Source organism: Anaerotaenia torta, assembly GCF_050433395.1.
GTDB lineage: Bacteria > Bacillota > Clostridia > Lachnospirales > Lachnospiraceae > Mobilitalea > Mobilitalea torta.
This window is the reverse complement of the sequence record NZ_JBNPXH010000011.1, coordinates 206,997-218,966: the sequence shown is the minus strand read 5'-3', so window position 1 is coordinate 218,966 and position 11,970 is coordinate 206,997. Positions and strand designations below refer to the sequence as shown.

Annotated in this window: 11 protein-coding genes; 1 reads left to right on the top strand and 10 read right to left on the bottom strand. The window is 47.4% G+C overall.

The genetic code is table 11. From position 1 onward, the window contains the following. Positions 1-249: 249 nt before the first annotated feature. The 4 genes from HNQ56_RS17925 to HNQ56_RS17910 all read right to left on the bottom strand — a co-directional run bounded on the left by HNQ56_RS17925 (position 250) and on the right by HNQ56_RS17910 (position 4,751). Positions 250-1,209, bottom strand: coding sequence for a bifunctional 4-hydroxy-2-oxoglutarate aldolase/2-dehydro-3-deoxy-phosphogluconate aldolase (locus tag HNQ56_RS17925; protein WP_429149037.1), 960 nt, complete (start codon positions 1,207-1,209; stop codon positions 250-252). Positions 1,210-1,229: 20 nt separating this feature from the next. Then, on the bottom strand, positions 1,230-1,934 hold the full coding sequence (locus tag HNQ56_RS17920) for a CvpA family protein (protein WP_429149035.1): 705 nt from the start codon (positions 1,932-1,934) through the stop codon (positions 1,230-1,232). Between the two features lie 74 nt (positions 1,935-2,008). Next, complete coding sequence (locus HNQ56_RS17915) at positions 2,009-3,181, bottom strand: DUF5711 family protein (protein ID WP_429149034.1); 1,173 nt, start codon at positions 3,179-3,181, stop codon at positions 2,009-2,011. Between the two features lie 175 nt (positions 3,182-3,356). Continuing rightward, positions 3,357-4,751, bottom strand: a complete 1,395-nt coding sequence (locus tag HNQ56_RS17910; RefSeq protein ID WP_429149032.1) for a LysM peptidoglycan-binding domain-containing protein — start codon at positions 4,749-4,751, stop codon at positions 3,357-3,359. Positions 4,752-5,101: 350 nt separating this feature from the next. Here HNQ56_RS17910 and yyaC point away from each other — a divergent pair, with 350 nt between their 5' ends. Further along, a complete protein-coding gene (gene yyaC / locus HNQ56_RS17905; protein ID WP_429149031.1) occupies positions 5,102-5,704 on the top strand; it encodes a spore protease YyaC in 603 nt (200 codons plus the stop codon). Positions 5,705-5,906: 202 nt separating this feature from the next. Here yyaC and HNQ56_RS17900 read toward each other — a convergent pair whose 3' ends face one another. The 6 genes from HNQ56_RS17900 to HNQ56_RS17875 all read right to left on the bottom strand — a co-directional run bounded on the left by HNQ56_RS17900 (position 5,907) and on the right by HNQ56_RS17875 (position 11,955). After that, entirely contained in the window at positions 5,907-7,019 is a 1,113-nt protein-coding gene (locus HNQ56_RS17900; RefSeq protein WP_429149029.1) for a hypothetical protein, read from the bottom strand. 135 nt (positions 7,020-7,154) lie between these two features. Then, complete coding sequence (gene secF / locus HNQ56_RS17895) at positions 7,155-8,177, bottom strand: protein translocase subunit SecF (protein WP_429149027.1); 1,023 nt, start codon at positions 8,175-8,177, stop codon at positions 7,155-7,157. After that, complete coding sequence (secD, locus tag HNQ56_RS17890; protein ID WP_429149025.1) at positions 8,174-9,502, bottom strand: protein translocase subunit SecD; 1,329 nt, start codon at positions 9,500-9,502, stop codon at positions 8,174-8,176. Before secD ends, secF begins: the two co-directional genes overlap by 4 nt. Positions 9,503-9,510: 8 nt before the next feature. Continuing rightward, a complete protein-coding gene (locus HNQ56_RS17885; protein WP_429149024.1) occupies positions 9,511-9,915 on the bottom strand; it encodes a hypothetical protein in 405 nt (134 codons plus the stop codon). A 108-nt stretch (positions 9,916-10,023) separates the two neighbouring features. Then, positions 10,024-10,206 carry a DUF6472 family protein gene (locus HNQ56_RS17880; RefSeq protein WP_429149022.1) on the bottom strand — a complete coding sequence of 61 codons (183 nt, stop codon included), beginning with the start codon at positions 10,204-10,206 and terminating at the stop codon, positions 10,024-10,026. Positions 10,207-10,290: 84 nt separating this feature from the next. Beyond that, positions 10,291-11,955, bottom strand: coding sequence for an extracellular solute-binding protein (locus HNQ56_RS17875; RefSeq protein ID WP_429149020.1), 1,665 nt, complete (start codon positions 11,953-11,955; stop codon positions 10,291-10,293). Positions 11,956-11,970 lie beyond the last annotated feature (15 nt).

Below are 11,970 nucleotides of genomic sequence, written 5' to 3'. Positions count from 1 at the left end.
TTTCTCGTTTTACCGTCAACTTTTTTAGTTTATCACATCCGCTTTATTATGTCAACCACTTTTTTCATTTTCTTCAAATCTTTTTCTGTGGTATGGATGCCATTTCTCAGCGGCGGATTTCATTGTACCTTCTAAAAGGGAAAATGTCAACTGCTTTTTTTAACTTTTTATATATTTAAAAAATTAGCTGCTTTCCGGATACAATCCGGGCAAGCAGCCATCCTTTTCCCTATCTGTTTTCCAATGATTCTATTTCTGTAACAGGTGTGCCGCAAAACCGCCGAACTCTTCGTTCAGATAGATCGCCACCAGCTTATTATTCTTATACTTCCGGCTCTCCTGGTTAAAGGTAAAGCCTCTTGCCTCCAGGTGGAACATGGCGCGTTCTATATAATTGGTCATAATAGCAATGTGGCCCATCTTTCCAAGATAAGGCTCCTTCATGACCTCGACCCCTGTCCCTGCGAAGACGGAACTGCTGCCAATGTTCTTCGTAAAACCGAAAGCCTTGTCGAATTGATCAGCAACCGCTTCCGCTTCTGTCTCATTCTGCATATTAATACCAACATGCCGTACCTCAAATCCAAGCATCAGGGATACCGCCTGTCTGGTGAGGGCCGTTATCTTGTCAAATTGCCCGGTCTTCACCAGTTCGTCACTTACCATCCAGCTTCCTCCGCATGCGATGATCTTCGAAAAATCCAGATAAGCAGTGAGATTCTTCTCATTAATTCCCCCCGTGGGCATAAACTTCATATTCACGTAGGGAGCTGCCATTGCCTTTATCATAGCCAGTCCGCCCGCCGCTTCCGCCGGGAAGAACTTCACAACATCCAGTCCTAATTCAATTGCCGCTTCGATATCGCTGGGATTCGAACAGCCGGGTGTAATAGGAATATCTTTCTCAACACAGTAACGGACAATCTTCGGATTCAATCCCGGGCTCACAATAAAGGTCGCACCGGCGGCAATCGCCTTATCCACCTGCTCCGTAGTTAATACGGTGCCCGCTCCAATGAGCATCTCCGGGTATGCCTCACGCATAATGCGGATGGATTCCTCCGCCGCAGCGGTACGGAAGGTGATTTCCGCACAGGGCAGTCCTCCTTCTACCAAAGCTTTTGCCAAAGGGTATGCATCCTTTGCATCATCCAGTTTGATGACCGGTACAATACCCATCTTTTGAATTTTACTTAACATCTCATTCATTTTTCTATCTCCTTTTGTAATTATAATGGTTTAACAAACAGAATTTTTGTTGCGCCGGTTATAAGCTTCAACAATATATTATTATTATAAATAATACTTAAAATTTCGTTTTCCTCTACCAGCCTCATGGTGGATTGTACAAACTCCGTACTCGAGAAAACCGTCAGCAGAATAAAGAAGAGCCAGACAAGGAGCAGACCATGGACAAGGCCCACCAGCAATCCAGCTGTTTTATTCAGCTCGTTCAGCAGGGGCAGCTTACTGATCAGATGCAGTGCCAGGAAAACAACCCACAGCAGGATTAAAATCACGATAAAGGTTACGATAAAGGCCATCGCATTGATGGTGATCTCCGTCAGATACCTGCTGACATACTCCTTAAAGCTTGTGACAGCCAGCTCCTTATATTTTGCTGCGGTATTGTCCTTCAGAAGCCCCTCCTTCACCGTCTGGGGAACGGAAAGCCCTTCGATCAGCCCCTGCTGCTCTCCCTGGGCAGCTTTATCCTCAAAGGGAAGCATCCTCTCAATCTTGTCCGATATACTATGGGACAACTTTTCATTGCTCTTGATCGCCTCTTTCACAAGGGGACTCACCCATATCGTCAAAAACAAAGCCAGAATGAGTGACACCAGGGAAAACACTGTTTTAATGAAGCCCGCCTTCATACCAACCAGGGCATTGCCAAGGAGGATTACAGCTACTGCAATTAATAACCAATTCATTCTCTCACATCCTTTTCTTGATAAATCAGGAGCCTGATGATTCCACCGGTCCTGTCAATCGATAACTCACTGTTTTATTCTATCAGATTAATCTGAGAAATCCCGGTATCATTTATCAGGAAATAGCGGTCCAGATGATTGATGGGATAGAACGCATCAATATTCATATCAAAGGTATGCCGGAACTTCACTCTGCCGCTCAGCTTCATAATAACGCAGGAGAGATTATCATACATAATAATCTCATCTCCGGACAGATAGATATGATCAAAATCAAAGTCCAGCTTCTGATCCAGCACTTTGGTGCCATCCAGGCTGTACAGGATTAATTCCCGGTAGCCCGTTTCTGCTTTTTCCAGCACCACACCGGCATATTTTTCATTATGTAGTATGCTTTCGATTTTCCTCTCGTAGGTCTCTTCCTTAACCTCCTCCGGCTTTTCGGAATATTTCAGAATCGTAATCCCGTTTTCCTTGAAAATACAGGCGGCTTCATTATTGTTGAAGATTACTCTGGGTACCACCAGACCTTCAAATTTAAAAGCCCCCATTATGTTCTCCATAAAATTCTGCCCCACCTCGCCAAAGTTATAAAAGGTTGTGATGCCCACCAGCTCGCCGCTTGTTACCGCAAGATAGCTGGTAATCAGCTTCCTGCCATCGTTAGACAGGGTTATATCCATGGGATATCCGTCTGTTTCCGCACTGGTGGCCATTCCTACCAGCTCCGTCCCGTCGGTATCAAACAGCTTAATATAATTAGCCCTCTCCTCCTCCAGTAAAACTGCTACAATACCTTTTGCGGAAACCTCAGCCTTTATGATGTTGTTGACGGTGGGGATACTGCCTGCCACTCCGTCTTCATCAAAGATCTTCAGTAAAGTCCCCCCCTGGTCTGCAATCACCACATACTTCTCACAGATATCCACCACCGGCTTCTTCATCTCATAGGAACCGTTCCACCTCAGGCTGCCGTCTTTGGCAATCGCAGTTGCACCGTCCTTGCTGTACTTCAGAACTCCTCCGTTATACCGCAGATATTTTGCTCCGCTTTCTGTGGGGTTCTCCTGGGAATGGGATACCTCGTAGCCGGTATAGCTCTTGTTGTAGAGCTTGTATAAATACACGCCGCCGCCGATCAATAATGCAATGAGTGCCACGGCTATGATAAAGTTACGCCTGCGCCGGATCCTTTTTTTACGGCTGCCATAGTCTCTGATCGATTGCCCTTCATTATCTTTAGCCATAACCTGCTCTCCTGTGTTTTACTTTATAGTGATTATAACTCATTTAAACTGTCTTGGCACGTACTATTTTTACATGAAAAGTTGAAAAAAGATTTTTTAAATGAAAAGGGTGCTGTCCGTGCCGCCTGCATCCATATCTTACGCGGCAGGCACCCGACATCACCCTCATTCATCCCTATGGAACGATCAGCTTCTGGCCGATGTAAATCAAATCCTTGTTGCTTATACCGTTCAGCTCCATAATCTGGTTTACCTTCGTATAGGTCTTATATAATTTATAACTGATATCCGCCAGGGTATCTCCTTCGACGACGATATAATAATTTACCTTATTCACCTTCTCCGATCCCGTCTCCTGGCTCTGATCCGAATTCTTTTCTGTGCCGGTTTTCTCTGAGGAGGATTTTTCACCGGATTTTTTTTCTCCTGCTTGCTCACCGGAGGATTTCACTGTGTTTTTTTCATCTGCCGGGCTTTCGGGGGCCGCGTCCTCCCCTTTCTTCTCTCCTCCCGCCTTCTGTTCCGATGCCTCCTTGCTGTCCGTTCCCTCCACGGGCTTTACCTTTCCAGGGACTACCTCCACCTCCAGACTATCCTCGGAAGGGGCAGCCGGCGTATCACTCTGATCCGGCTGTCCTGCCGCGTTTCCCTCTCCGCTGACATCCGAGGACTGTCCCTTTGTTACCAGGGTTCCGGAATCAATGGTGTCTGACAGCCGGTCCCTGGTAACCACCGTCTGAACCTCCTCCATATTCTGAGACAGATATTTCAGAGTATCCTGCATACTCTTCATCTGATCATAATTATTTAAAATAGCGGCTCCCACCACGAGAACGATGATGGCCAGCAGCGTTCCCGCGGCATACATCAGTCCGGAGATATTCTTAACCTCCGGCACCGGCTGCTTCTTATTCTGGATAACCGTTCGGAATTCCCGTGCGACACGGTCATCATAGCCCGCCTCCATGCTTTGGGGTTCCTTGCTCTCAATCATATAATTCTGCATTTCTTCGTTTTTTTCATAATATATGTAATACCCCTCCTGCTTCACCAGGCGGCTGTTCTCGTAGCTGTAGAAGGTTTCCTCCTTCTCCAGGTTATCAAAGGTAAAGAGAACCTTGTCCTGCCCCGCAAAGTTATTGACATGCGCTTTTGTTATCCGCTCCATATCCTCCAGCAGGTATCCCGGACCGCCGATGAACCAGCCTACAATCTCTGTCTCCACAAAATATTTTTTGATTTCCTCATAGATTCTGGTCCAGGTTTCATTGGAAAAGCTGGTCTCCTCCGTCAGATCAAAATCCCGTATCTCTACCGCTCCCGATATGAAAAAATTACGGCAGCTGTCCAGCCGGATACATTGCCCTACCAGAACCGCAGCCCTGCAGGCAGAATAGTCTCCTCCGATCAGTTGTTTTATATAAGTCATGACGTAATCTTCCACATAGATCTTCTTGCTTACATTGCTTTTGCCTATCTGCCGGACATTCTTGGGAAGTTTGAAGGACGCCTGGGCTTTACCCCCGGAATTGCCCTCTGCATTTTCATTGCTGTAAATGGTTTCTATCATGTGACCCACCCCTATTCCATACTTTGCGGTAACAGAACTGTTACACTTTGCGCTTCAGATAAAAGGTTCTATTTCTGTAGGGTTAATCTTATCATAGGTGGGACAGGCTTTTTTGTCATATCGGGCTCTTATGTAAACATAAATTATCTTTATAATTCCGTAGAAAATATTAGAATTTTATATTATATGCCAATTTTTTCCTTTTGTTTTCCCTTTACCGCCCGAAATAAATTCGATTTTGCCGGATATCTTCTGTTTGTGTGCATTTTCTACGTCTAATTCTTTAAATTCCGGTAATACTTTATCTAAGCATAAATGAAAGGGTACGTGACAACAGCGTATATAATATTATGATGAATATTTTTCTAAAAACAAAAAATAGAATATCCTATTATGATTCCACACAAAAGACCACAGCCTATGAACTGGGAAGCACATTATCCCAGCTGATCGGAGAACAGGTGCTGCTAAACCGCTCCATTATCTTTCTGTGTATCGGCTCCGACCGGGCTACCGGTGACTGCCTGGGGCCCATTATCGGATACAAGCTGGTAAAGTATATGAAATACCATAATTATCATGTATACGGGACCTTGGAAGAACCCGTCCATGCCAAGAACTTGAAGGATACCATTGCTATGATTTACCGGAAGCATCAGGACGCTTTTGTTATCGCCATTGATGCCTCATTGGGAAGATCGGATCATATCGGCTATATCACCCTGGGAGAAGGTCCGCTGAAGCCCGGAGCCGGAGTTGATAAGGAGCTCCCGGCTGTGGGAGATATCTTTATTACAGGCATCGTCAACTTCTCCGGGATGCTGGACAATATGCTTCTGCAGACCACTCGCCTGAATGTTGTAATGATGATGGCAGACCAGATCTGCCTTGCCATCAATTATTGCCTCGGTAAACTGAAAAATGCACTGCAGAAGGATCTGCAGGGTGTCTGATATCTCACAAGACAACAGTTCGAACGGCGGCAGGGAGAAGGGCATGGTGCTCCTGTAATGCACCGTGCCTTTCTCCCTGCCGCCGTCCGAACTGTTGCCTTGCGGGATGTCCTATTAAAAAAGACATATTACCGGTTTTTCCTCCACGGGCAAATCATTTGCACAAGGGTGGCGTTTAAACCGTTCCTATGTCTTTTAATCATTATTCTTCTTCCGGCTCTGCATTTGCTTTGTGGAAAGCGATGGCTTCCGATATACTGGCCGCATTCCCTGCCTGGATGATCTGGATCAGGGCATCCACCCGTTTGATGGTCATATATGCCTTCCCGAGAACAGGTTCATAATCGCTGGCCACCTTGAGGGTAAGCTCCTTAATCTTGTCTTCCGCCTTATTTACCTGGGCTCGCACCTTATCATATTCCGCCTTCTGCTCCGTCAGCCCGGGCTTATAATTTTCCTCAATCTCCGCGGTGATAATCTGACTGGTGGAGTTGTCAAAGGCCGCCAGAGCCTCCTTCCTCCGGGCTGCTGTCTCCGCCGCTTCCTGCTCCAGCTTAGCCAGTTCCTCATCAAAATCCTGCAGGCCATAGGAGCTTTCATCCCGGTCCCTGCGGATATTATTGCGAATCACCGCCATCTTCTTTCGGTTCATCCGAAGCTGTCTGCGCATTCCCTTTCCCTTCTGAATCTCCTCCGGATGCCTTTCCTTGGTACGGCTGCCAATAAGGATATAGCTTCCTCCGAACAACACTACGGTTACCACATAAGTCAGAATGAGGAATACAACACCGTATTGCTGGAGGAACAGGAAGTATACTCCACAGGGAATAAGAAGCAGGGTTATTAATAAAGTAAGGAGTATCACCAGATAATCCGTAAAACATCCCGGTGAATAAAGAGCATAATACAGCTTGGTATCACAAAAACGGGGGATTCTCTGCTGCTTAAAGAGGGTTCTGATATCCTGCCTCAGCTGTCCGTTCTCTGCGCGGAGCGAGGCCGTCTCGCTGCTGATCCGCTCGGATACCTTAAGGCTCTTATTTTTCTCCCGCTTCTCCTTCAAGCGCTTGCTTCGCTGCCGGAGCTTGTCCTCCTCCTGATGAAAGGTATTCTCGATCTCCTGACGGCGCTTTTTCGTCGTCTTCTGAATCTCTTCCCTCATGGACTGCTCCAGGCCTGCAATACTTTTCTCCAGCACGTCCTCTTCCAGACGCAGGGACGCGCTGCTGGACTGATTTCCGTACAGCTCTAAAAGACAATCTTTCATCTCATTTAATTGGTCTATTCCGCCGGATAACAAATTGCCGCCTTCCATGTGAATGCTCCTCCTTAGATTGTTTTCAAGCACATTCCATTTCTTACATTTTACTTCTTTTTTCGCATCCGGTCAAGGAAAAAGGCATTACCCCGCTTGGAATAATGCCTGATGTGCCTTCTATATTTTCATATATTAATTGTAGTTGGGATTGGGCTTCTTCTCCTCATATATGATGCCTTCACCCTTTTTCTTCTTCCACATCACCCAGAGGGGTCCTGCGATACAGATTGTGGAATAACAGCCGCTGATGGAGCCTATGGCCATGGGCAGGGCAAAGCTCTGAATAGAGCTGATATTGTTAGCTGTGGCAAGAATATATACCAGACTCACGCTCAGCATAACTGCCACATTGGTATTGATTGACCGCATCATGGACTGGGTAATGGACAGATCTGTTACCGCCTCCAGGGGATAACCGATATAGATCTTGGAGTTCTCCCTGATACGGTCATAAATAACAATGGTGTCATTGATGGAGTAACCAATGATACTCAGTGCCACGGCTACAAAGGATTCTCCAATGGGAATCCTGAAAATAACGCAGACAAAGAACACCACCAGCACGTCATGAAACAGGGCAACCAGGGCCATGGCACCGGCGGCCAGACCGCCTATCATCTTGAAACGGATCCATACATATAACAGAACCAATGCGCTAGCCAGCAGGATGGAGATAATGCCGTTTCTCAGGAAGCGTTTTCCAAAGAAAGGCTCCACCATGGAGGACTCCGCCAGCTTCAGCTCAGAACCGGGAAAAGCCTCCTTCAAATAAGAATCAAATTCCCCCTGCGCCGCGGCTTCCACGCCATAATTACCGGCTATATTCAGGATCAACCGCTGCTCTCCGGTAGAGATATCTTCGGTGATCTGGGTTGTAACAGGTCTTCCAAGCTTTTCCGAAGCCACATCCGCCGCCTTTTCGGCATCCATTTCACCGGTATAGGAGTATTTTAACATAGCTCCGCCCTTAAACTGGATGTCCAGCTGTACTCCCTTATTGATAAATATGAAGGCAATGCCGATCAGCATAATGGAGATTGAGATTATAAAATAAATCTTGCGCTTTGCATAAAAGGGCAGAATATGCTTCTCCTTATACATCTCCGGGGTCACTGCTATTTCTTTTACATATTTTCTATTCTTTGCATCTTTCATAATGTCACCCTCCTTGACAGGCAGGTATAGAGTGCCGGTTTTTTCGTAAAGAATTTAAAGGAACTCAGAGAGTTAGTCATCAAACGGGATGCGGTCACACCGGCAAGGAAGTTAAACACAATACCGGTAAACATGGAGTATGCAAAGGACAGCATCGTTCCCGATCCGAATATCATTAAAATAAACGCTACAATAAGCACCGTGATATTTCCGTCAAATATGGAGGAAAAGGAATTCTCATAGCCTGCGGCAACTGCGGAAAGAACACTCTTACCGGATTTGATTTCCTCGCTGATTCTCTCCGAGCTGATAACATTGGCATCCACGCCCATACCGATGGATAGAATGACACCGGCAATACCCGGAAGGGTCAGCGTCATCTGGGGAACGGAAAGCGCCAGTATCTGTCCCGCCACCTGGATTGTAAGCGCGATGCAGGCCACAACGCCGGGAAGACGGTAATAGAAGATCAGGAAGAGGCAGATCAGCGAAAATGCAACCGCGCCTGCCGTCAGCATTACACCCAGCGCGCCGGAACCCAGGGTCGGGCTGATGGTGCTGTAATTCTTGGTGACCATGGAGAAGGGCAGGGCACCGGCATTAATCTTGTCCGCCAGATCCTTAGCATCCTTATAGTCTTTCATACCGGTAATGATCGCCGAGCCTTCGGTAATATGGGAATTCACCGTTGCACTCTGAATTACAACCTCATCCATATAAATAATGATGGGTTTATTAATCAAACGCTTGGTAGCCTCACTGAAGAGCTTGGTTCCCTCTTCATCAAAGCTCAGGCTCACCACATATTGATTGATACTTTTATCCACGACCGGAGCCGCCTTTACCACACGGGCCCCATCCAGAAGAACATTGCCCTCCGAATCCCGGAAGGTCAGCTGAGCGGTCTCTCCCAACTCTGCAATTGCCTTCTCCGGATCAAAATCCGTCTCGTCGGCCTTCCACGGGAAACGTACGATAACAAAGCCATTGTCCTTGTCAATGGTTACATCACGATCCATGATGTTCTGCTGGTCAAGGCGTGTCTCAATAATGCTGCGGGCCGCCTCCAGTTCATCTCCCGTAGGCTTGCGGTCCAGGCCTACCGGCTCAAATGCCGCATCCACACCGCCCCGGATATCGATGCCGTAACGCATATCCGGCGCTCCCAGAATAACAAGGGGGGAATCTCCCATAGGAATCTTAATTCCGAACATGGCGGTGTAAACCATAAGCACCGCAATCACTAACACTATAAAAAATGTCGGTTTTTTCTTATTCATGCTTTCTTTTCTTTCCTTTCCAAAGGTATTGGTATGTGCACTCATTGTATCAATCAGAATGCCGCCGGCGGAGCATGTCCGCCCAGGGATATGGCCAACAGTGATTTTCTTCTCCGCGTATTTCTATAGAAGGTTAAGCCATATGATAATAAGATAATACCGGTAACCGCCGGAATCAAGGAAACATCCAGCAGCCGCTGCAACAGGCGCTGGAATTCTCCAAGGTCTTTATAGATAGGAGGACTGATTCCGGCATTGCCGGACATCCTCAATTTATTCACTTCATTGGTCAGGAGTACATTCTCATACTGCAGCGATAAGGAGGTATGCTTTGCCGCCTTCGAATCCGATCTTCGGACATCAGCAAGAGGCACCAGCATCAGATGCGCTGATATGGCGACACTAAGAAGCACGGCAATGCTTGCCGCAAACTCCGACCGCCTTTTGTAAGTGCTCATTTCCTCTCCCCTTTCCTGCTTTGTGTTCCTGTTCGTACCAGAATAAATTAACACATATCACGGTATTTGTATACAACAATTTTTTCTATTTCATCTCCGAGCCGTCTCCTAAATCTGCTTCCTCACAATCCGGTATTCGTCCTTATATTGAAAATGAGGGCAATGAAACACGGAATAGCTCGTAAACCGCTCCATATCGTCCTCGTCCAGATTCACCCGGCACACATAGCAATCATATTCCTCATCGTATTCATAGTAGTTACAGCTCTCACAATGATTGGCTTTGTCCATCCTTACACCTCCAGTCAGCTAAGAGGATTTTCTTTATCCGTCATTGTAGTATGCCGTATTTTATCTCATTAGTCAATATCCCTCTTAAGGTTCCTCACGGAAACGGTCCAATGCCTGCTGGGTGATCTCCACCGCACGGTCAAGCTCCATTTCCTGCAGGTCCTTCAAATAAGAATCCCATCGCAGATTGATGTCCTCCACTCCGGTAATAAATTTTACAGCCATGTCCTCCATATACCGGGTGACACTGGATACAATTCTGCTCCGTTCTCTGGATTCCTCAACGGTATAGCTTAAGAATTTGGTAAGCATATAGGCATCGTCCCCTTTGCTCCATACCTCATAGGCCAGCAGATCCTTCTCCGGCACCGCGCTCAGCTCCCTCGTCCAGTCATAGAGTCCTCCCAGCTTGTTCGGAGGCAGGAGATACAACGCCTGCGCCTGGCCCATGCTGTACTTTGGATGGTTGGATATCTTCTCCGTCACCTGGGGCTTGCCGTCAGCGCCAAAAATGAAGGTGTCATTTTCAATGCCGTAATTGGCCAGCAAGGCTCCCTCTTCGCTATAGAGATAATTCAAAAGCATCATGGCAACCTCCGGCCTCTGGCATTTGGCGGAGATCGTGACCGGATTGCCGATGCTGCAGTCTTCTCTCCGGATATGCAGCCCGTCCCCTTCTCTGATCACGGGAGGCGCCACCGGGACGACTTCCATGCCCGGATCCGATTTCTCATATTGGGACATCATAATATACATTGCATTCCAGGCTCCGGTCTGTCCATTTTCCACCATGGTCTTGTCCACCTGCCATTCTCCGTTGATCATAAAATCAGGATCAATCAGGCCTTTTTTATACCACCGGTTCATCAGACTCAGGTATTTCTTCCAGCCCTCCTGTGCCGGCCCGTAGACAACCCGGTTCTCTATCTGCATAAAATCCTCATATACGCCAAAGCCCGCACTCAGCCCATGGGAATGCTCCAGAGCCCCGTTGCTGCCCAGTGTCAGCGGAGCATAAGCTCCCTTCTTCTCCCGGAAAAGTGTCAGCATGTTCTCCCAATCATCATAGGTTACCGGGAGAGGAAGTCCCAATTCATCCAGCCAGTCCTTTCTCACCTGAAGTCCCATCCACGGCCCCTGTTCCCGGGAATACAGATCATAACAGGCCGCCACCCTGCCGGAACCGGTGGTGGTGCATTTTACCGTGTAGGAATCCCGGGTCCGCAGGGCATTATAGTCCTTGAGACAGGTATCCAGATAGGGGGTAAGATCCAGATAATAGCCGTCGTCAATGGCGGCATCCAGCCCTTCCGGGTAGGCATAGCCGTTATGGGATATGATATCCGGAAAATTATCCGAGGCAATCATGGAATAATAGGCGTCGTGCTCGGAACCGAATTCCGGAACTGCAAATTCCAGGTTTACTCCCGTTCTTCTCGCCAGCTCCTGAAAAAAAGCATTATCATTGTAATCCATGATAATTCCCTCCAGATTACTGTCCATCCCGGCAAAGACGGTCAGAGTGACGGGCTCGCCGGTTACAAGGGTATCACCCCCATCCTTCTGCCGGGAATCCTCCGCCGCCGAACAACCGCAGAAAAGAGCCCCTGTCACAACCAGAAGGAACCCTATGAAGATAATCTGTCTCCCGGCTTTTCTCAACATCCTTACGGACATCTTCCCCCTATTCTTTACTCTTACCCCATCCGGCATCCGCTCCTCATCCTTTCCCGGCTTTCTATCCGGCATCCGCACTATGTCATC

Bases quoted from the DNA above. Each gene is read 5' to 3' on its own strand.
- HNQ56_RS17875 (WP_429149020.1), bottom strand. From the start codon at position 11,955: ATGCCGGATAGAAAGCCGGGAAAGGATGAGGAGCGGATGCCGGATGGG.
- HNQ56_RS17925 (WP_429149037.1), bottom strand. From the start codon at position 1,209: ATGAATGAGATGTTAAGTAAAATTCAAAAGATGGGTATTGTACCGGTC.
- secF (WP_429149027.1), bottom strand. From the start codon at position 8,177: ATGAAAGATGCAAAGAATAGAAAATATGTAAAAGAAATAGCAGTGACC.
- secD (WP_429149025.1), bottom strand. From the start codon at position 9,502: ATGAGTGCACATACCAATACCTTTGGAAAGGAAAGAAAAGAAAGCATG.
- yyaC (WP_429149031.1), top strand. From the start codon at position 5,102: ATGATGAATATTTTTCTAAAAACAAAAAATAGAATATCCTATTATGAT.
- HNQ56_RS17920 (WP_429149035.1), bottom strand. From the start codon at position 1,934: ATGAATTGGTTATTAATTGCAGTAGCTGTAATCCTCCTTGGCAATGCC.
- HNQ56_RS17880 (WP_429149022.1), bottom strand. From the start codon at position 10,206: ATGGACAAAGCCAATCATTGTGAGAGCTGTAACTACTATGAATACGAT.
- HNQ56_RS17915 (WP_429149034.1), bottom strand. From the start codon at position 3,181: ATGGCTAAAGATAATGAAGGGCAATCGATCAGAGACTATGGCAGCCGT.
- HNQ56_RS17885 (WP_429149024.1), bottom strand. From the start codon at position 9,915: ATGAGCACTTACAAAAGGCGGTCGGAGTTTGCGGCAAGCATTGCCGTG.
- HNQ56_RS17910 (WP_429149032.1), bottom strand. From the start codon at position 4,751: ATGATAGAAACCATTTACAGCAATGAAAATGCAGAGGGCAATTCCGGG.
- HNQ56_RS17900 (WP_429149029.1), bottom strand. From the start codon at position 7,019: ATGGAAGGCGGCAATTTGTTATCCGGCGGAATAGACCAATTAAATGAG.